Raw genomic sequence first — 21,507 nt, forward strand, 5'->3', positions numbered from 1 at the left:
GATGAAAAAACTCGTTTTCATAGTACTGTTTTTCTTTTGGGCAATTCCATCGGGTTTTGCCCAATTGAAAACACATACGTTTGAAGAAGCAGAACAATTATCGAAAGAAAACCCAAAACCCATTATTGTTTTCATTCATACCAATTGGTGCAAATACTGCAAATTGATGGAGAATTCCACTTTTAAAAATCCTGAAATTATCTCCATACTCAACGACAGCTTTTATTTTGTCACTTTAGATGCTGAAGACAAAAAAGACATTACTTTCAACAAACATACCTTTCAATACAAACCCACCGGAACCAATACCGGTATTCACGAACTTGCAACAGCATTAGCTACTAGCAACAATCAGGTCACTTATCCTACATTGACTATTTTAGATCCGGACTATTCTATCTTATTCCAGCAAGCTTCATATCTAAAAGCCCAAGACTTACTTGAAATTCTTGAGAAAATAAAATAATTGGTTACTTTTGGGAAGCATCTTCTAAAACCAATATGAAACACTACCATTATATTTTTACCGGAACAGGCCTCGCTGCTTTAATGACGGTCTATAAAATGGTCTCATCCGAAAAATTTAAAGACAAAACTATTTTACTTTTAGATGAAAATCCTAAAAAAACCAACGACCGAACCTGGTGTTTCTGGGAAAAAGAAAATGCAATTTGGGACTCCATCGTTTCAAAAAAATGGGATTCGGCTTTGTTTGCTAATGAAAATTTCAATCGAAATTTAGAAATTCAACCCTATCAATACAAAATGATTCAGGGATTGGATTTTTACAATTTGGTTTTTGAATTACTTATAAAACAAAAAAACATCACTTTTTTAAATGAAAAAGTAACTGATATTAACGAATTGGAAAAGCATGTTTATGTGGCTACTGAAAATAATTCGTTTACTTGTGATCAGGTTTTTAATTCCGTTTACAACAAAGCTGTTGTAAGCAATCAAACGAAATTTCCGGTTTTACAGCAGCATTTTATTGGTTGGAAAATAAAATCAGAAGAGGCCGTTTTCAGTCCGGAACAGGCTACTTTTATGGATTTTTCAGTAGCTCAAAAAGGAAACACACGTTTTATGTATGTTTTGCCAACATCTGAAACCGAAGCTTTACTGGAATACACCTTGTTTTCGCATTCGCTTTTAGCAAAATCAGAATACGAAAATGAGATTGAAAATTACATCAAAAAACTCGTCATTAAAAACTACCAAATCATCGAAAAAGAACAAGGCAGCATCCCGATGACTTGTTACCCATTTTGGAAAAAAAACACCAAAAGAGTACTCAACATAGGTACTGCCGGCGGATGGACAAAAGCCAGCACAGGTTATACTTTTAAAAATGCGGATAAAAAATCTTCACAATTAGTAGCTTTTCTTCAACAGGAAACGGACTTTAAAAAATTCCACCGTAAAACTAAATTCTGGTTTTACGACCTGCTTTTATTGGATATTCTGGACAGAAAAAATGAATTGGGTTCCCGCATTTTTTCTTCGATGTTTAAAAACGGAAATCCGGCACTGATTTTTAAATTTCTGGACGAAGAAACTTCAGTAATTGAAGATATTCAAGTGATTTTAAAATGCCCAAAATTGCTTTTTATAAAAGCATTATTACAATCAGGCCGCTATTTATAAAGTTCACAAAAGGCTATCAAACTATAACAAAACTTTATAATCCAAACCAAGTAATTCGGGAGATTCTTTGTAACTTTGCCTATTCAAAAATTACAAATTTAAACACAAGAGATATGTATCCACAAGAAATGGTAATTCCAATGCAGGCGGAACTAACAGCTGCAGGATTTCAAGATTTACATAGTGCACAAGAAGTTGATAACGCTATCAAAGCGGAAGGAACAACATTAGTAGTTGTTAATTCAGTTTGCGGTTGCGCTGCAAGAAATGCACGTCCGGGAGCAAAAATGAGTTTAGAAGGTGCTAAAAAACCGGATCATTTAATTACTGTTTTTGCAGGTGTTGATAAAGAAGCGGTTGATGCAGCCAGACAACACATGTTTCCTTTTCCTCCATCATCTCCATCTATGGCTTTGTTCAAAAACGGAGAATTGGTTCACATGTTAGAGCGTCACCACATTGAAGGTCGTCCGGCTGAAATGATTGCTGAGAACTTACAAGATGCTTACAACGAATTTTGCTAATTTAAGCACAAAAGACACAAAATAATTTACCGCAGATTCCACACACAATAGTGAATTTGCGGTTTTTTGTTTTAAACCATTAAGAAATTTAGGAAATTTAGGATCTAATATTTAACCGCAAAGGACTCAAAGCCTTTTCGCAAAGAAAGCAAAGATTAAAGATAAAGGAACTCTTCTTAACCGAGCTTAATACCTTAATGGTTAAAAAACTTAACGAACTTTGCGAAAAACCTTTGCATCTTTGCGGTAAAAAACCTTGGAAAAAGAACTCAAAAATATCTGCTTCACTGTTACAGAAAACGGAATTCAAATCCCCATTACAACACGTCATGGCAGATATCCCAGTCTAATGTATTTGCTTAAGGAAGAATTGCAATTGGAAAGTTTTGGCGAATGCGGTGGCGTAGGACGATGTGCGACCTGTGTGGTACAAACCTCCGGAATTACGGGAAATTCAGCCGTAAAAGACCGCAACGAACCCGCAACCTTATCCAAATTGGGATTTGACGAAGCCAATATTCGGCTTTCCTGCCAAATCTATATTACCGCTGATTTAAACGTAAACGATGCCGAAATCAAAATTTTGGAACTGTAATGCTACTTCACTTCTTGAATTGCATTACTGTCAATCCAGCCTTCGCTTCCGTCAGTTAACTGGATTTTTTTCCAGTTATCTACCGTTTCTTTTACAAAGACTTTGGTTCCTTCGTGCAAAATTACAACGCTGTTTCCCTTATTCTGAGGTTCACTTTTTACGTCGGTCATTTCGGCAAAAACAATCGCCGGTCTTTCCTTTTTAAAATGACTTTTCTCAAAAATAGCCGAAGCAACACTGATTAATAAAAGTAAAAACAGGACAAACATTCCGGCAAAAAACAACCTTTTGTGCAATGTTAAAGCCGAAAAATAATATCCTAAAAATGATACTAAAAACAACACCGAAAACCCAACCGAAATCCAGGCCCAGCTGTTGTAATGACAGATAGCTGTGAAATCACGCAGCAATTTTGCAAATCCTACTGTAGGAACAACTTTTATCTCATCTACCGTACGTTTTTGAGCAAATTTCAAGTTGTTGAGAATCTCGCTATCATTAGGATTCAGCACCAAAGCTTTCTCGTAATTATAAATAGCCGGCGCTACTTTATTCAATTTATAATAACAATTCCCCAAATTAAAATACAACTCTGCCGAATGTTTTTTAGCCGTCAATTCGGACGTATAAGCATCAATGGCTTGTTCATATTTACCACTTTTATACAAACTATTTCCTTTTTCAAAATTATTTTGAGCAAAGAAAACCTGGCTTACTAATACTATTATATAAACTATATTTTTCATAAAATTATTTTAAACACAAAGAATTAATTATTGTCTTATTTAAACAATCCTACTTTTACTAAGCCGTAGTGCATTATATATACATTTTTATAGCCACCCCGCCCGTTGGGCACTCCTCCAGAGGAGGGGAATTTCGAACGTCATTCCCCTCTTTTAGAGGGGTGGTCGAAGACCGGGGTGTTTTTATTTCGTTTTCAGTCATTATTTTTGTGCCCTTTGTGGTTATCTTCTTTAACTAAGCTGCTTTTCTAAATCCGAAATTATACTTACCGCTTTTTCATAATCTTTCTGAATACTTGCACTCGACGAAGGTGCGTATCGGGCAAACTCACAGTTTTCTGTTAGAGTGATAAACTCATTTACAGCTTCCGGATTCGCATTTTTAGACAACAAAATTTCTTTGATATTGTCTTTACTCATCTCGGAAGTTTCAATATGCAGTTTAGCCTTCAGGAAATTGTGCATTGCTTTTTCCAATGCCACATAAAACGGTTCTTTGTTGTTGATATGCTTTTTAGCTTCCGACAAATATTTCTTAGCCAGGCGGTTATTTCTCTTGATTCGGTTACCTACAACATCGCCGTCAATGGCTTCTTTTTTCTTCTTAGCCAATACAATGACAGGTATTAATCCAAAAGGAATCAGCAATAAACTGTAGAATAATTTGGAACCAAAAAAATCTTTAATTACCATTGGTTCTAACTTGGTTTCCAATTTGATATACTTGAATTGCTCATTAGCAACCGCTGTATTTTTTTGACTTCCGGACGGAGTTGCAACTGCATCAGTAGGAGTTGGTCCATCAAGAACACTTATCACTATTTGCTGCGAAGTAATAGTTTTATATCTTCCTGTTTTTAAATCAAAATAAGAAAACTGCAACGGTTTTATAGGATAATCGCCTTTGTATTGCGGGATAATAGTGTAACTATCGGATATTTTCCCTGTCATTCCCGAAAGCGGTGTATTTACCTTCTCATTATGTACCGCATCATACATTTCTAAAGCATTAGGAACTTCGGGTTTTGGCAAATTAAATAATTTTAAATTCCCTTTTCCGGCTACACTTACTACTAAATCCAGACTTTCACCATTTTTAAGACTGGTTTTTGTTGGCGTAACTCTAAAATCAAAACTACCTACAGCACCCGAAAAATCAGCAGGTTTTCCTGCTTCAGGCAATGCTTTTACCGAAATAGTCTTAGCTCCGGTAGAAACTCTTTTACGATCTTCTTTGATAAGCATTTGTCCAAACACATTTCTGCGATTAGTAGGCAACTGCACATCAATATCCAAAGAAAGCGGTTCAATGGTTAGTTTTCCTGATTTTTGAGGATATAAAACTACTTTTTTAAGTACGATATAACGGAAATTCTGCCCCCTGAACATTCCTTCTTCGACAACAAACTGCTTAACATCAATATTTTGACTCCAAAAATCATTGTATTTTGGTTTGTTTACTTCTGCCGAATTTGTGATTCCGATGTTATTAAAATACAATTTATAAACCAATGTAATAGGCTCATTGATATACGGATTGGTTTTTGAAACATCGGCAACTAAATACAAATTATGATCGGCCGAAACACTAATATCATTAGGATCTCTAGGCTGCTCAACAGCATTAGTCACATTTACTTTTACCGGAGAAGTTTTATAGATCTTTCCGTTGTATTCGATAGTTGCCTGCTTGATAACTAAAGTTCCTTTTTGATTTGGCAAAAGATAATACGTATAAATCTTTTCAAAAGAACTTCTACCGTTTATCCACGACTGGCTCACCTGTTGCATGGGACCGGCTACAACACGAAAACCTTCAAAAGAAGGTTCGTCAAAATTGTCTCCATCAATATTCATGAAAAAATCAACTTGTAATCTTTCGTTGAGACCAAGCGTGTTTTTGCTCACCCGGGTCTCAAACTGTACCTGAGCCCAAAGCCCCTGAAAACTTAACAATATGAATACTAAATATCTTTTCATTTTTATGCAATCCTTATTCTTTTATCTGAATACATTTTTGTAATTGACATTACCAGTCTTTTTCTGTTTGAACCGGTTTCCCTTTTACTTTTTTAGCGTTAACCTTATCCTGAATTTTCTTTTCTTCATTATTAACCGCATCTAAAAGATTTTCTAAACGTTCTTTAGAAATTCCACCGGGTTGTGGCTTTGGCGGCTGATTAGGATCTTGCTTGTCTTTTCCTTCTTTCTTATCCTGATTTTGCTTGTCTTGATTTTGTTTGTCCTGATTCTTTTTATCCTGGTCTTTTTTATCCTGATCCTGCTTATCCTTATTTTTGTCTTTGTTTTTATTTTTGTCCTTGTCGTTTTTATCGTTTTTTGGAGGATTTTCTTTTAGCATCTTTTTAGCCAATGCAAAATTGTATCGGGTTTCCTCATCATTAGGATTGTTCCTCAACGCATTTTTATAAGCTTCTACCGCTTCGGTATAATTTTTCTCTTTCATAAATACATTTCCCAAATTGTGAAGCGCTTTGTGTCTTTGGATGCTCGATCTGGCATGTTGTAAAGCTTTTGCATAGGCATATTTGGCCTCAGAAGCCTGATTTTGCTTATAAATAGCATTCCCTAAATTATAAGGCGCAACGGAACGATTGGGAAACTTAGAATTAGATATTCTGTAATCAGCTTCTGCTTCTGCATATCTACTTTCATTGTATGCTTCATTTGCTTTAGGCAGCGTTTTGTCTTTTTCCTGTGCAAAAACGCCTCCCAGCCCTAAAAACAGCAATGTCAAAAAAGTAAATCTGTATTTTATAAAATTCTTCATTTTCATTCTTTTATGTTCTTTCCGGAGGAATTGACATTTATTTTTCTTCGTTAAACAGGTTTAACTTCTTCACCCAATTGGTTTTTTTCTCTAAAAGGAATAAATCCAAAAATAACAGCACAAAGGCAAATCCTAAAAACCATTGAAATTGGGATTGAAAATCGGCCATTTGAGTCGATTCAAATTCGGTTTTCTGAATATTATCTAATGTTTTCCTAATATACTCCACAACTTCTTTGGTATTATTTCCGCTTACATAACCTCCTTTAGTCGCTTTAGCTATAGCTTCTAAATCAGGTTGATTTAATTTGGTAATGACTACTTCGTCATTTTGATCTCTTTTATAACTTTGTACAACACCATTTACTCTTAACGGAATAGTTCCACCTTTTGGAGTTCCTATTCCCACTGTAACGATGCGCATTCCCAGTTTATTAGCTTCTTCGGCTGCATCCTGCGCTCCTTCGGAATGATCTTCTCCATCCGAAATTAAAATCAATAACTTAGAAGTTTTGCTTTTTTCATCAAAATAAGTTGCCGATAATTTAATGGCCTCATCCAGCGAAGTTCCCCTGGAAGAAACAATATCAGTATTCATGCTTTGCAAAAACATCTTGGCTACACTATAATCGGTTGTGATAGGTAAAACCGGAAAAGCGCTTCCGGCATAAGCCACAATTCCTATTCGGTCACTCCCTAACTGATTGATAATTTGTGAAACTACTTGTTTACTTTTCTCCAATCTGTTGGGCGCTACATCTTCGGCAAGCATACTTTTAGAAACGTCCATTGCAAAAACAATATCAATTCCTTCTCTTTTTACCGTTTCTAATTTTGTTCCAATTTTAGGATTAACCAATCCGATAATTAGTCCTAATAATGCCAAAACAAGCACTACCAATTTTAAAACAGGTTTAAAAACAGAACGCTCCGGACTTAGTTTTTTTATAATTTCCAAATCCCCAAATTCCTGTTGTTTTTTTCTTTTCCAATACATATTGAAAAGAAAAAGCAACACCACAAGAGGCAGTATAATAAGTAAGTACAAATATTTTTTTTCGTCTAATTCCATAAATTATATAAATTCCAATAAAAAAATTCCAAATTCCAAATTTCCATTCTAACCATTGGAATTTGGAATTTAAAAAATTGATTTTTGTTTTATTTAAGAAATATTGAATTACTTAAATTCAATATTTCTTAAATAAAGCTTCTGTAAACCGTATTTCTCAATCCTATTTCGAGTAAAACTAAAAATCCGGCTAACCACACAAAAGCTCTGTATTTTTCGTCATAATCATAAAATTTCAACTCTTCTATTTCAGTTGTTTCCAGTTTATTAATCTCGGCATAAATTTCTTCCAACCTATTATTACTGGTAGCTCTAAAATACCTTCCATCGGTTTTTTGAGCAATGCTTCGCATCAGTCGCTCATCGATTTCCACTTTCATCATTTGAAACAAAAACTCTCCATTGGCACCAATAGCATAAGGAAACATTGCCATTCCATTGGTTCCAATTCCAATAGTATATACTTTTATTCCGTATTGTTTAGCAATATCGGCTGCCGTTTCCGGTTCTATAAAACCGGCATTATTAACACCATCAGTCAGTAAAATAATTACTTTACTCTTGGCCTGACTGTCCTTCAATCGGTTCACGGCTGTTGCTAATCCCATCCCAATTCCGGTTCCGTCCTGTAAAACATTATCGTATTTGATACTTCCTATAGCTTCTTCAACAATAGCTTTATCACTGGTTACAGGCGTTTTTGTATAAGCTTCAGAGGCATAAACCACTAATCCAATTCGATCATTAGGTCTTTGTTCCACAAAATCAATTGCCACTCTTTTCAAAGCTTCCATACGATTAGGCTTCAAATCCTTGGCAAGCATACTTCCTGAAACGTCCACCGCCATGACAATATCAATTCCTTTAGTAGTTTTGGTTTTATTACTGATATCTACTGTTCGGGGTCTTGCCATAGCCACGATTAAAGAACTTAACGCTAATAATCGAAGCACATTCAAATAAGGCTTTAGCTTTGCTAATGTTGATGGCGAAGTTTTAAAACCTTTAATCGAACTCACTTTTAAAGTTGCCGATTGCTGATTTTTCTTTAAAACCAACCAAATAACAGCCATTGGAATCAAAAGAAACAACCAAAAAAACTCCGGATTTAAAAAAGTTATTTTTGCCATTATCTACTTTCTTGTTTTAATTCAACTGAGCTTAATACGCGCTCTGAAATTTCATTTGCATATTGATCACCTTCCTGATGTAAAATCAAAATTTGTTGTAATCCTCCTTCATGACTAAACAATAATACTTCATAATAAACTCTTTCTTTATCATTGGTTATTGGATTTTCTCTTGAAAAAGTTCCATAAGCTTTTAAACCGGAAACGCCTTCTCTGGTTTCATAATCCTCCTGTTTTACAATCATGTTTTGTGCTCCTTGCAATTCTAAAGTTTGCAGATACAGTTCCATTGATTTTTTCAAATCAACCTGACCTTCCTGTTTGTATTTAAAAGTGGCAACCATCAAATAAAACTGATCTATCAAACTGCCATAAACAAAAGACTGCATTTCTTTCACTAATGCCAAACCTTCTTTAGGCAATGTTTTGGTTAAATCGGTACGCACTAACACCTTAGGCGTTTCGATTTTTATTGCCGGATTTCCGTACTCGCTCTTCACCCATTCGCCCTCAAGCAATTCTTTTGACGGATGCCCAATGATATTGTCTTTAACATAATCAAAACCTTTAGTTACCATCAGGAAAATAGTGGTTGCCATCAATAAGAAAACAACCGTTGCAATGGCTGTAATAATATTTTGCCTTCTTTTTTTCTTTAATTGAATCGCAATTTGTTTCTGTCTTTGTGCTTCGTTCAACAAAACGTCATCTTCAACAGCAACTTCTACCGGAATCGAACTGTCTAAGGTTAAAATTGCTTTTTGGATTTTATTTCGGTCTTCGGTAATTTCAAATTCCAAAGGTTTGGATTTGGCAAATTTTACCAAATCGGCCTGTTTCAAAACTCTTTCCAGATTTACAATAGTTTCGGGAGTAAGCGTCATTTTCTTTTTCACAGAGGCGGCTCTTAATCCGGCAATCAACTCTGATGTTGTGCTTTCCATCGCCGGAATTTCTATGGCTTCTTCAATATAATTTCGGGCAATATCAGTCAGTTCACTATAATACTCTTTTATTTCTCCTTTTTGCCAAAGCTCTTTCTTTTCTAAGTTATTCAACAAACTGGTGGCTTTTTCTATAGGAGTTTTATAAACTTCTTCTTCTATTTTTTTCTTTTGCTTATGTTTTAAGAAGAAATATACTCCCGCAGCAATTATATGAATAAGCAAAAATCCCAAAAGGTATTTCCACCAGTTGCCAATAGAATCATTAGCCGGTTGAATCCCCTTAATGTCATACATTTTTTGTCTTAAAGTATCCACCTGAACATTGGCTACCTCAACGGGAATAGACTCTGTTGAATACGTTTTATTATTGATAAGTACTTTGACACTGGGAATTACATAACGACCTGAATCAAATTGTGTTAATCCGTACTTTTTAATCAACTCATAACGGTCGTTATTTTTTACGGTATCAACAGGATAAGACCGGATTACCTCAAGAGCACCAAAGTTTTTTAAATTTGGGAAAACCACCTTAGACAAAGTATCTACGGATGTTTTTAGTGTTAACTTAAACTCGGCACCAATTTTATTTTTTGTAGTATCGATACTGGTTGCTACTCTTTTTTGTTGCGCAACAATAGTGGTAGAAATCAGTAGTAATAAGAAGAATATCTGTTTTTTCATGTTTTTAAAACATTTGTTTTTCAACTCCTTCTTTTTAGGAAGGCTGGGTAGGGATTCTTACCTCGATTTAAAATAACCCAATAATTTAGTTACATAGCTTTCATCAACTCTTGTATTTACTACGCCAGAACCCGATTTACTGAAAGTTTCTTTGAAATAATTCAGCTGATCATGATAATACTTTTCATAATTCATTCGAACTGCCTTAGAACCGGTATCAATCAATTGCATTTCGCCCGTTTCGGCATCCAGCATGGGAACCATTCCCAAATTGGGCATTTTTTGTTCACGAATGTCATACACTCTAATTCCTGTAATATCATGTTTTTTTGCAGCAATTTTCAAAGTTTGCTCATAATCATCCGACATAAAATCGGAAATCATAAATACAATGGCTTTCTTTTTTTGCGTACTCGACAAAAATTTCAATGCCTGGGCAATATCAGTTTTATGGCTTTTAGGTTCGAATTCTATCAATTCACGAATAATACGTAAAACGTGTGATCTTCCTTTTTTGGGCGGAATATATAATTCGATTTGGTCAGAAAACAAAATCAAGCCAATTTTATCATTGTTTTGTGTAGCCGAAAAAGCCATCGTTGCAGCAATCTCTGTTACGATGTCTTTTTTAAATTGGTTTTTAGAACCAAAACTTTCCGAACCCGAAATATCCACCATTAACATCATGGTTAATTCGCGTTCTTCTTCAAAAACTTTTACGTGTGCTTCATTGTAGCGGGCAGTAACATTCCAATCAATATTTCGAATATCATCTCCATATTGGTATTGACGCACTTCGCTAAAAGTCATTCCACGTCCTTTGAAAGAAGTATGATATTCCCCTGAGAAGATATGATCACTCAATCTTCGGGTTTTGATTTCTATTTTTCGTACTTTTTTTAAAAGCTCTTTTGTATCCATTTTTTTCAGTGGTCAGTGATCAATGAGCAGTGGTCAGTCATTTTAGCAGCCTAAACTGCTGACTTAACACTGAATACTGCAAACTCAATTTAAGGTACTTCTACTTCATTGATGATTTTGTTGATAATATCAACAGAAGTGATGTTCTCGGCTTCGGCTTCATAAGTTACGCCAACTCTATGACGCAATACATCATGAACCACAGCACGAACATCTTCAGGAATTACATATCCTCTGCGTTTGATAAAAGCATAACATTTAGCCGCATTAGCTAAATTAATACTACCACGAGGTGAAGAACCAAAACTGATTAATGGTTTCAAATCAGCCAGTTTGTATTTTTCAGGGTAACGAGTAGCAAAAATAATATCCAGAATGTATTTCTCGATTTTTTCGTCCATATACACTTCACGTACTGCTTCCTGCGCACGTAAAATTTGCTCGATAGAAACTACCTGATTTACCTTATCATAACTTCCTGTCAGGTTTTGACGAATTACCAAACGTTCTTCATCCATTTTTGGATAATCAATTACCGTTTTTAACATAAAACGATCGACTTGCGCTTCCGGCAATTGATAGGTTCCTTCTTGCTCGATTGGATTTTGCGTAGCTAAAACCAAAAACGGTTTTTCAAGTTTAAATGTAGTATCGCCAATAGTAACCTGCTTTTCCTGCATAGCCTCTAACAATGCAGATTGTACCTTTGCCGGAGCACGGTTAATCTCATCGGCAAGAACGAAATTAGCAAAAATAGGTCCTTTTTTTATCGAGAATTCATTTTGTTTAATGTTATAAATCATTGTCCCTACAACATCGGCAGGCAATAAATCCGGTGTAAACTGGATTCGGCTAAACGAACCATGAACCGCTTTAGAAAGCGTATTAATCGCTAAAGTTTTAGCTAATCCCGGAACACCTTCCAGTAAAATATGTCCCTGACCTAATAATCCAATCAATAATCGTTCAACCATGTGCTTTTGACCCACAATCACCTTGTTCATTTCCATAGTAAGAAGATCGATAAAAGCACTCTCTCTTTCTATCTTTTCATTGATTGCTCTAATGTCTAAAGTCGCTGTATTCTCTTCCATAAAATTATTTTTAATCTCTTGAATTTAATGCCTTAGTTTTGAGAGTGCAAATTGAATTTTTTTTTAAAGGTAAGATGTTAAAAAATGGTTAAAACTTCTGCCAATACTGCAATTTTAAGGACGAATTATGATACAATTTCCATAATTTTAAGAACTTTAAGATTTATACTTTTAAATACTTAAACAATTGTTTTTATTCCAACAAAAAACATTGAAAAACAAAAGTTAAACATCACAAATTAAACACATTACAACCTTACTATCCTCAAACAACAGCACTCTTTTTAATTAATCTAAAAAAAGGAAAAACTTTTAATTTGACTTTTACTCAGTATCTGGCCTCTTTAAAGTTTTTTAAGAATTCCAATCTATTAAAAAAAACATGAATAAAACAGTATTAATAACAGGAGCTACCAGCGGAATTGGAAAAGCAACTGCTCAAATTTTAGCTAAAAACAACTACAATATTATTATTTGCGGAAGACGCGGAGACCGATTGGAGGAACTTCAAAAAAAGCTTAGTTCATTCGCAAATGTTCACTGCCTTCAATTTGATATCCGAAATAAAGAAAGCGTTTTTGAAAAAATAAACTCGCTCCCGGAATCTTTTTCCAAAATAGATATCTTAATTAATAATGCGGGAAATGCTCATGGTCTGGATCCTATTCAGGAAGGAAATATTGACGACTGGGAAGCTATGATTGACATTAACATAAAAGGACTTTTATATGTTTCGAAAGCGATAATTCCAAAAATGATTGCCCAAAAATCAGGACATATTATCAATATTGGTTCTACGGCAGCCAAGCAGGTTTATCCTAACGGAAATGTGTATTGTGCTACTAAACACGCCGTTGATGCCATCAATAAAAGCATGAAAATGGATTTGAATCCATACGGAATTCGGGTTGGAGCCATCCATCCGGGACTGGTAGAAACCGAATTCAGTCAGGTGCGTTTTAAAGGTGATAACGAAAAAGCTGCGAATGTTTATAAAGGTTTTACCCCTCTAAAAGCCGAAGATATAGCCGATATTATTCATTTTGTCATCTCAAGACCTTATCACGTTAACATCTCAGATTTAGTTGTGATGTGTACAGCGCAAGGTTCGGCAACTATTATTCAAAGAGATTAATTTTCATAAAAAAACAGCTCCGGATTGGAGCTGTTTTGCTTTCATATTACTATTTCTCCAATAATTATGGCACAGCGTCTAAAGTAACAGCACCCAAATCCTTCACTTCTCCATTTACAACCACCACGTCTGTTATTGTTTTCACAGCTTTTCCTGAAGCCACATCCGGAGTAAGTTTTACAGTATAAGTTCCTGCCGGTACACCATTTAATTGAAACATTCCTGTTTCTTCATTAGCAAAAGCAGCAATAGTTGTATCGCCTACCGATACCGAAACTTCAACCTGATAACCTTCAAGAACAGGATCAATCACACCTTTTATTACACCTGAAGTAGCCGTAGCTGAAACACGTATTACCGGTTTTAAATTATAAATACCAGAACCTCCTGCCATTACAATCGATTTAGCTACATCAAAGTCCAAAAGAAATTCATAAGTAGCTCCGGCCTGCAAAGTTTGATTCACCATTAACTTCAACCCTGACTGCTGAGCACTTGGCGTATTCAATTCTATTACCTCATCACCTTTAACAAGGGTATTATCATCTCCTAAAACCAATCGAATTTGACCCACAAATCCGGCAGGGACTAAATTATCAGCCAATAAAAGACTTACTCCTCCTGTTAAATCTAATAAATTATATACTCCGGGTGTGAATTCATCACTTACGATACTTACCCAACCTTCATCTCCTGAATCGCTGGAAGTCTTCATCATAATATCCTGTACATCAATATTTACTTCATCATAATCTCCGGGAGCATCAGTCATTCGAACCACCATTCTTGCGGTTTGGTTACTGTCGTCATTATCATTACATGCTGTAAAAAAAGTAGCTAAAAGAACAATGACAAAAAACAATTGGGGGCAAAATTTAATCTTTTTCATTTTTTCTTATTTGTTTAAAATTAGTATATTCACAACGCAATAAGAACAAAAAAATTGCTGAATCAACGTTGTTTTTTCAAGATATAAAATCGTAAATCTTATTTTCAAATGATTAACAAACGACTTTTAATAAAGAATTTGCTTGCTCATAACGACGAAAATAGTTTTTACGACAAAAAACGTCAGTTAAATTTACACACAAAAGAAGGGAAATCCAAATTTTTAAAGCATATATGTGCCCTTTCTAATTCAAATCCAGCCAATAACTCCTATATAGTGGTTGGGGTCGAAGATCAGGATAATGAAATTATAGGAGTCGATTTTTTTGACGACAGTCACATTCAAAATCTCATCAATGCGTATTTAGAAAATCCGCCTAAAATTCAGTATGAAAACGTGCCTTTCCCTAATCTGCCTAAGGACAAGGTAATTGGTCTGGTAACTATTAAACCCAAAAATAAAATTTCGTCGTTCAAAAAGGGAATTCACACTATTCCGGCTCATAGTGTTTTTATCCGACGCGGCAGCAATACCACGCCTACCGAAGATAAAATTGAAAAAAACTACCTGAATACCGAAACCGTAATTGATCTCGAAAACAATTCGCGCAACAACATTAAATACACCCTTGACGGCGTTTTCGATTTCATCAATTTCAGACACAAAGATATGGCAACGAAATATAAGGTTTTCAAAGAACTCTTTATCATTTGCTGGGCCGGAATTCCTAAAACCGTTCGGGATAAAACTTTCTTGTCCCGTGTAGATATTGAACTCATTAACGAACACATCAAACTGTTTTATTCAGCTCAGGATGTTGTTACTATTTCGTCTGACGAAGATACTTTTACCATTACCGAATATGTTCCACTGGGTTTAAACGACAAAACCAGTTATTATCCGCTGGAACAGCAAACCATTTATTTTTTCGAAAATGGTTATTACAAAATAGAAAGCAAAATGCTGTTTGAACCACCAGCATTCAATAAAAAAATGCTTTTTCATATCTACAATAACAATCAGGCATTAATCAATAAACTTAAAAAAGAAATGCAACTCACTAACCGGGAACTAAAAGATCTCGAAAATTTGCCTTCAACCTTTATGATTTGTTACCTCAACGGTTTTGAGGATGCCAAAAGAAAATTAATTGAAGCCAAAACTTTCTTAAAACCCTTTCCTTCAGTGTATTTGTCTTTCAAAGAAGCCATGAGGGTATTGCGAAAAATGAAATACGATGTTCGTTAATTTTAAACTGAACCCACAAAAACTGAATTCTTAAAAGACAAAAAAACAGAAAGCCACTCCTTTTTTTATCACTTTTAGCTATTTTTATTATATTACCATATTAAAAGTACCGTTTAAAAAATGAGAACATTAGTAATAGGAGACATTCATGGAGGTTTACGAGCTTTGCATCAAATCATGGAAAGAGCGCAGGTTACCCACAAAGACAAACTCATCTTTCTGGGTGATTATGTTGATGGCTGGAGCCAATCACCGCAAGTGCTGAATTATTTGATTGATTTGAACACAAAAAACGACTGTATTTTCATAAGAGGAAATCATGACGAATTATTACTGCATTGGTTAAAAGACAGCACCGATAATCTTTTATGGTACGATCATGGTGGTGAAGCTACGGTAATAGCGTATGAAAAAGTGAGTAACGAAATCAAACAAACCCATATTGAATTTTTACAATCGCTAAAAGACTACCACCTCGACGACCAACAACGATTGTTTATTCACGCAGGTTTTACCAACATGAACGGCGTAAATTATGAATATTTTCCAAGGTTATTTTATTGGGACCGAACCTTATGGGAAACGGCTTTGGCCTTAGATGAAAACATGAGTACTACTGATTTATTGTACCCCAGAAGACTAACTTTATACAACGAAATTTATATTGGTCACACTCCCGTTTCCCGAATTGGGAAAACGATTCCCATAAACAAAGCCTGTGTTTGGAATATTGATACAGGAGCTGCTTTTAAAGGTCCGCTAACCATTATGGACATTGATACCAAAGAATTCTGGCAAAGTGAACCGCTACACCAATTATATTTCGAGGAAAAAGGAAGAAATTAAGTACATTTGCATAAAAATTATTCTTATGAAAAAGACTTTTAGCTTACTATTATTGACTTTTAGCTGCTTAATAAATGCTCAGGCTTATAAAGGCAAAGGAGACATTAAATTTGACATTGCCGCCAACATTCAAAACGGAGGTTCAGGAATTCGTATTGCTAACGATTATGGACTGGGAGATAATATTTCTCTTGGAGTAGTAACTTCTTATCTTCTATCTGTAAACAAAAATAATTTAGGTGAAAAACCCGATTTTGGAGACCGAATTGACATCAAAGCCCGTTTCAATGCTAATCTGGGCAATGTGTTTAATATAGACGAAAAAGTAGATATTTATCCGGGACTGGATTTAGGTCTTAGAAACTTTGGAGGACATTTAGGTGTTCGTTATTTCTTTACAGACGGTTTTGGAATTGTTAGCGAAATAGGTTTCCCCATTGCGAAATACAAACCCGAAGCAACCGGATTTGAACGCTTAAACAATCAGTTTGTGTTTAATATTGGTGCTTCGTTTAATTTGTAAAAACAGCTAATAATTAGAATACATAATTAATTTTAACTATTTAAAAAGTAACATCAGTCATTTATAAAAACTCGTTTGTAGAATTAATTCTACACGATATTTTATAATGTTTTACAGCCTTTGTAAGGAATAAACCTAATTTTGTACCGTACTAAAAAAGAAAAATTTTTTTTAACAAAATAAAGATTTGCCCCCAATCTATTTTTTAAAACTGCCCTATTTAATTATTTAATACGAATCTCTTGTTTAGTTAAACAATTTAACTATAAATGTTTAATTAATACTATTTTGCGACCAAATGAGAAACAATTAACAAGTTATTTTTAATGTATTTATTGCATAATTACCGTTAAAAAAACAATCGTTATTTCTTAATTATTCTTTTTAATATTAAATAAGCTTTGATTAAAATTCCCTCTGCATCACGTACTTTCTACTTGAAAAAATTGAAATTTGAGCATAGAAAAATCATTCATTACACCTTATTAGCCTGTGTCATTTTATTGCAAATCACAGCAATTATAATTTGGTATAATGAAACTAAAAATGAAACTAAATTATCAAATACGATAGAAGACATTACTTCTTCAAAAAAAATAATTAATTATACTTATCTGGTAAATAATTCCTTAATTGAATCGCAAGAACATTTTGGCAATTATCTTAACGATAAAGACAAAAATACATTTCAAAAATACTCTTCTTCATTAAACAACATCAACCATTTACTTGACAGTTTACAAATACTTCATGGCGAAAAACTCATTTACAAAAAAATAATTTCAAAAAAAGACCAAACCCAAACTCAGATTTTAGCTTTAAAAGCAACCATTGATTCCATTATCAACAAAGAGACCAACAAAAATCATGATGAGAATTCAAATCTTTTAAAATTTACAAAATTCGAATCTAAAAAAATACTAGACAGCGTTAAAACCGATTCTTACATCAAAGTCGATAGTATATCCCGAAAAGGATTACTAGCCAGACTGGGAGATGCTTTTGCAGGAAGACTTAATGTGCAGAAAGAACAGCTGAACACTGTGGTAACAATGAAATACAAAGACAAAGTAATTACAGGAAGTATCGAAGATCAATTAAAAACGGTTTTTAATAAAACCAACAACTATTACCAAAATGAATTTCTTAATTTAAAAAAAACGTTTTTAGACCTGGAAAACAAAGATGCTCAACTAATTGCCCTAAATAATGAATTACTAAAAACAAGCCAAAGCGTAATTTCGAACTATAAAAACTCGGCCGATTTACTTCAGACAGACAGCGAGAACAACATAATCAATCAATATAAATTGAATAAAACAATTAGAAATTATTCAATACTATTTTTAATTGTCATCATGTTTATTGTCTCTATCATTCTCCTGAGTTTTACGCATCTTAGCTTTGAATATGAAAAAAGACTGATTGCTGCCCAAAATCAAATACGCCAGAGTTTAATTTTTAAAAACCGAATTATCGGCATGATTAGTCATGAGATACGATCGCCATTAAATATCATATCAATGTACAGCCGAAAAGTTCGTTCTTTGATTAAAGAAAAAGAACTAAAAGACCATTTTAAATCCATAGAATTTACAACCAATTCATTACTGCTATTGTCCAATCAAATTTTAGAATATTCTAAAGATGAAGACAAAAAGTTAGAGCTAAAAAACAAAAATCTTTTTATTAAAACCGAAATATACCAAATCATCTCATCCATGACCGCTCTTGCAGAAGTCAAAGGAAATAAAATACAAATCCTTTCTAACCTGGACTCTGATTGTGAAGTATATACTGATGTAACTAAAATTCATCAGTTATTCTACAATATAATTGGCAATGCCAATAAGTTTACCGAAAATGGCAACATAATTGTTAGCATTAACAACTTAAGCGACTCAGATTATGAAATGAACCTTCAGGTTGAAGTTAACGATGATGGAATGGGAATTAACCCAAATGATTTAGAAAACATTTTCGAATCCTACTACCAGGGAACGGTTTCCGGCAAAGTAAATAATTTAGGCGTAGGTTTGGGACTAAATTTATGCAAAGAAATAGTTGAATTGTTTGATGGTGAAATTGCGGTTCAAAGCACAGAAGACATAGGAACAACTGTAAAATTCAATTTAATATTGAGCAAAGTTTAATGTTAATTTTAGAAAAAGAATGAAATTACCAAACAATTACAGCTTTTTAATTACAGACGATCACAGCATAGTAAGACAGGGAATTTCTATGCTTATTAACGAATTATTTTTAAATCCTAAAATTTATAAATCAGGAAATTTCAAGGATACTTTTAAAATCATGAACGAAACGAAAATTGATTTGTTGATTTTAGACATTAATTTTCCCGAAGGAAACAGCATCAATATTATTAAGGATATAAAAAACATCCAACCCGAAATCAAAATTTTAATCTTCACGGCATATAATGAAGACATCTACGCTTTACGTTATTTAAACTCGGGTGCTTCCGGTTTTCTAAGCAAAGGCAGTTCAGAGGAAGAAATGAAACAGGCGTTGACCAGCATGATTTTATCCGGAAAATATCTAACTCAAAACGTAAAGGATCGAATTTTAGATTCTTATATTTCTAAATCTCCTATAAATCCTATCGAACAATTATCTAACAGAGAATTAGAAGTAGCCCGAATGTTGATTAAAGGCTTGGGAAATCTGGAAATATCAGACCTTTTAAACATCAAAAAAACAACTGTAAGCACTTTTAAAAACAGAATTTTCGAAAAATTAGAGATTGATAATCTCGCTGCTCTTATTGAACTTTTCCGACTGTATAATGATGAAAAGAAATAATTTACTTTTTTCATCTGTCAAAAATTAGAATCTCTGTCTCATAAACACAAAATAGTTATCGAATTGATTGATAACTATTTTTTTTACTCCTTGTAGAAATAATTCTACTTTCCATTACTACATCCGCTACAAAGCATTGATTTTACTGGATTTATATTTGTAATATCAAAATCTATGAGCTTAAAAACAATCTATCAATGCAACCTAAAAAGACAAATTATATCCTAAACATCCGTTGGTTATTCTCTTTTCTTTTAGACAATCGTTATAAATAACTTTAAAAAGAGTACTAATCTATTCGATGACTGAAAGATTTCATTTTAAAACCAGATTATTTCTTGATTTTTCTAAAACTAATAATAGTATGAGATCACATTTTCACAATAGCTATGATTCTAAAAATTCAAATGATTTTCAGGAAAAATTATTTAAAGATGTAACCGAAGAAATGTTCATATTTAAAATATCTGCCGACAATCATTTTCATAAATTATCCATAAACAAGTCGATATATAAAATATTTGAATTGCCAAATAATCTTATCTCAGGCACCATCCTTCCTATCGTTTATAATAGAATTCATCCGGAAGATAAAATCAAAGTACTTCGTCTGTTTCTGCAACTCAAAAAAACAGAAGAAAAATCAGAAATAGAATTTAGATGTCAACTTCCTAAAAAAGGATTGCATGTATTTAAAGCCTATATTAAAACCAAATTAAACACTAAAGGCGATACTGTATTCTATGTCACTTTTTTTAAACCAATTCCTGTTTCCGAAAAAGAAGTGTTGCAGAACAACACAACAATCAACATCACAGAGCTACAACAAACCATTAAATTGTACAGCGAACACAATAATCGTCTGTTAAATTTCTCTCATATCGCTGCCCATAATTTAAACACACATGCCGGAAACATCAAAATGTTGCTGGACATTATTGATAATGAAGAAAATCCACAAACAGGTAAAGAATACCTCAATCATTTACGAACAGTTTCAAACAATTTGAATGAAACGATCCATCGTTTGTCTCAAATTGTACATAGACAAAACAACTTAAACGCTATTAAAGAACCTTTGGATTTGAATAGCTTTTTGGAGAAAAACAACGCCATAATTAACAATTACGGACTTGAAGATAATGTTACCATCATAAACAAAATTCCAAAAGGAAGTACTATCAATTTTAACGCAGCTTATCTTGAAAGTATTTTGTTGAATTTCAGTACCAATGCTGTAAAATATGCACATCCCGACCGATTTCCTGTCCTCAAATTTGAGTTTTTCACAGAAAATCAAAAGAAGATTTTAACCATCAAAGACAATGGTTTGGGCATTGATATAGAAAAACACGGAAATTCGTTATTTGGCATGTATAAAACCTTTCATAAACATCAAAATGCAAATGGTATCGGTTTGTACATCACAAAAAATCAAATCGAATCTATGAATGGAGAAATTAGCGTAGAAAGTAAAGTAAATGAAGGAACTACTTTCAAAATTACCTTTAATGATTAATCAAATTAATTCACTCAAAATGGGAAAATTTATAATTAGCAAAAACACAAATGGCGAATTCAAATATGAATTTCTAAACAACAATGAAGAAGTAATTTTAGAAAAATCAGCTTATAAAAACAAAGCCATGTGCTTAAAAGTAATCGAATCGATAAAACGGAATGCTCAGGACGATTCCAAATTCTACCGAAAAAGAACTACTGAAAATGAATGTTATTTCAATCTAAAATCCTCTAACGGACAAATTTTAGGCACCAGCAAAATATACAAAGACAAAGCCACACGAGAAGACGCAATCCAATTAGTAAAAATTATATCGGCTGATGCTCCTGTTGAAGATTATTCAAAACTATTATTAAAAACAATGGCTTAA

Annotated in this window: 21 protein-coding genes; 12 read left to right on the forward strand and 9 right to left on the reverse strand. The window is 33.7% G+C overall.

What is annotated here, in order from left to right; all coding sequences use genetic code 11:
- Nucleotide 1: 1 nt before the first annotated feature.
- The 4 genes from IEV84_RS02340 (at nt 2) to IEV84_RS02355 (ending at nt 2,766) form a co-directional block, all read left to right on the forward strand.
- Nucleotides 2–466, forward strand: coding sequence for a thioredoxin family protein (locus IEV84_RS02340; protein WP_188492020.1), 465 nt, complete (start codon nt 2–4; stop codon nt 464–466).
- A gap of 35 nt (nt 467–501) precedes the next feature.
- Nucleotides 502–1,647, forward strand: coding sequence for a lycopene cyclase family protein (locus tag IEV84_RS02345; RefSeq protein WP_188492022.1), 1,146 nt, complete (start codon nt 502–504; stop codon nt 1,645–1,647).
- Between the two features lie 113 nt (nt 1,648–1,760).
- Complete coding sequence (locus IEV84_RS02350; protein ID WP_026713989.1) at nt 1,761–2,171, forward strand: BrxA/BrxB family bacilliredoxin; 411 nt, start codon at nt 1,761–1,763, stop codon at nt 2,169–2,171.
- A gap of 256 nt (nt 2,172–2,427) precedes the next feature.
- Nucleotides 2,428–2,766 carry a 2Fe-2S iron-sulfur cluster-binding protein gene (locus IEV84_RS02355; RefSeq protein ID WP_188492024.1) on the forward strand — a complete coding sequence of 113 codons (339 nt, stop codon included), beginning with the start codon at nt 2,428–2,430 and terminating at the stop codon, nt 2,764–2,766.
- A 2-nt stretch (nt 2,767–2,768) separates the two neighbouring features.
- On the opposite strand, the gene IEV84_RS02360 is transcribed toward IEV84_RS02355, so the two are convergent.
- From IEV84_RS02360 to IEV84_RS02395, 8 genes are all read right to left on the reverse strand, one after another.
- Nucleotides 2,769–3,512, reverse strand: a complete 744-nt coding sequence (locus IEV84_RS02360; protein ID WP_188492026.1) for a tetratricopeptide repeat protein — start codon at nt 3,510–3,512, stop codon at nt 2,769–2,771.
- Nucleotides 3,513–3,743: 231 nt separating this feature from the next.
- Nucleotides 3,744–5,492 (reverse strand): BatD family protein, encoded by a 1,749-nt coding sequence (locus IEV84_RS02365; RefSeq protein WP_188492028.1) that lies wholly within the window; start codon nt 5,490–5,492, stop codon nt 3,744–3,746.
- Nucleotides 5,493–5,541: 49 nt separating this feature from the next.
- Nucleotides 5,542–6,303: a tetratricopeptide repeat protein gene (locus tag IEV84_RS02370; protein WP_188492030.1), complete on the reverse strand. Its 762-nt coding sequence runs from the start codon at nt 6,301–6,303 to the stop codon at nt 5,542–5,544.
- Between the two features lie 37 nt (nt 6,304–6,340).
- Nucleotides 6,341–7,375: a VWA domain-containing protein gene (locus IEV84_RS02375; protein WP_188492032.1), complete on the reverse strand. Its 1,035-nt coding sequence runs from the start codon at nt 7,373–7,375 to the stop codon at nt 6,341–6,343.
- A 128-nt stretch (nt 7,376–7,503) separates the two neighbouring features.
- Nucleotides 7,504–8,505, reverse strand: coding sequence for a vWA domain-containing protein (locus IEV84_RS02380; protein WP_188492033.1), 1,002 nt, complete (start codon nt 8,503–8,505; stop codon nt 7,504–7,506).
- Nucleotides 8,505–10,136 carry a BatD family protein gene (locus tag IEV84_RS02385; protein WP_188492036.1) on the reverse strand — a complete coding sequence of 544 codons (1,632 nt, stop codon included), beginning with the start codon at nt 10,134–10,136 and terminating at the stop codon, nt 8,505–8,507. The genes IEV84_RS02380 and IEV84_RS02385 overlap by 1 nt, the downstream gene beginning before the upstream one ends.
- A gap of 57 nt (nt 10,137–10,193) precedes the next feature.
- Entirely contained in the window at nt 10,194–11,057 is an 864-nt protein-coding gene (locus IEV84_RS02390) for a DUF58 domain-containing protein (RefSeq protein ID WP_188492038.1), read from the reverse strand.
- Between the two features lie 89 nt (nt 11,058–11,146).
- Nucleotides 11,147–12,151: an AAA family ATPase gene (locus tag IEV84_RS02395; RefSeq protein WP_188492040.1), complete on the reverse strand. Its 1,005-nt coding sequence runs from the start codon at nt 12,149–12,151 to the stop codon at nt 11,147–11,149.
- A gap of 382 nt (nt 12,152–12,533) precedes the next feature.
- Here IEV84_RS02395 and IEV84_RS02400 point away from each other — a divergent pair, with 382 nt between their 5' ends.
- Entirely contained in the window at nt 12,534–13,286 is a 753-nt protein-coding gene (locus IEV84_RS02400; RefSeq protein ID WP_188492042.1) for an SDR family NAD(P)-dependent oxidoreductase, read from the forward strand.
- Between the two features lie 64 nt (nt 13,287–13,350).
- Here the strand turns inward: IEV84_RS02400 and IEV84_RS02405 are convergent, their stop codons facing one another.
- Nucleotides 13,351–14,175 carry a DUF4382 domain-containing protein gene (locus IEV84_RS02405; protein ID WP_188492044.1) on the reverse strand — a complete coding sequence of 275 codons (825 nt, stop codon included), beginning with the start codon at nt 14,173–14,175 and terminating at the stop codon, nt 13,351–13,353.
- Between the two features lie 108 nt (nt 14,176–14,283).
- Between IEV84_RS02405 and IEV84_RS02410 the strand changes: the two genes are divergently transcribed.
- The 7 genes from IEV84_RS02410 to IEV84_RS02440 all read left to right on the forward strand — a co-directional run bounded on the left by IEV84_RS02410 (nt 14,284) and on the right by IEV84_RS02440 (nt 21,507).
- Nucleotides 14,284–15,423 carry an ATP-binding protein gene (locus IEV84_RS02410; protein ID WP_188492046.1) on the forward strand — a complete coding sequence of 380 codons (1,140 nt, stop codon included), beginning with the start codon at nt 14,284–14,286 and terminating at the stop codon, nt 15,421–15,423.
- A gap of 120 nt (nt 15,424–15,543) precedes the next feature.
- A complete protein-coding gene (locus IEV84_RS02415; RefSeq protein WP_188492048.1) occupies nt 15,544–16,269 on the forward strand; it encodes a metallophosphoesterase in 726 nt (241 codons plus the stop codon).
- Nucleotides 16,270–16,294: 25 nt separating this feature from the next.
- Nucleotides 16,295–16,792, forward strand: a complete 498-nt coding sequence (locus IEV84_RS02420; protein ID WP_188492050.1) for a DUF6646 family protein — start codon at nt 16,295–16,297, stop codon at nt 16,790–16,792.
- Between the two features lie 446 nt (nt 16,793–17,238).
- Nucleotides 17,239–18,945, forward strand: coding sequence for a sensor histidine kinase (locus IEV84_RS02425; RefSeq protein ID WP_188492052.1), 1,707 nt, complete (start codon nt 17,239–17,241; stop codon nt 18,943–18,945).
- A 19-nt stretch (nt 18,946–18,964) separates the two neighbouring features.
- Complete coding sequence (locus IEV84_RS02430; protein WP_188492054.1) at nt 18,965–19,615, forward strand: response regulator; 651 nt, start codon at nt 18,965–18,967, stop codon at nt 19,613–19,615.
- 364 nt (nt 19,616–19,979) lie between these two features.
- The gene (locus IEV84_RS02435; RefSeq protein WP_188492056.1) at nt 19,980–21,134 is read left to right on the forward strand and encodes a PAS domain-containing sensor histidine kinase; all 1,155 of its coding nucleotides are present in this window, start codon (nt 19,980–19,982) and stop codon (nt 21,132–21,134) included.
- Complete coding sequence (locus IEV84_RS02440) at nt 21,127–21,507, forward strand: YegP family protein (protein ID WP_188492058.1); 381 nt, start codon at nt 21,127–21,129, stop codon at nt 21,505–21,507. Before IEV84_RS02435 ends, IEV84_RS02440 begins: the two co-directional genes overlap by 8 nt.

The organism is Flavobacterium palustre, from assembly GCF_014639535.1.
GTDB lineage: Bacteria > Bacteroidota > Bacteroidia > Flavobacteriales > Flavobacteriaceae > Flavobacterium > Flavobacterium palustre.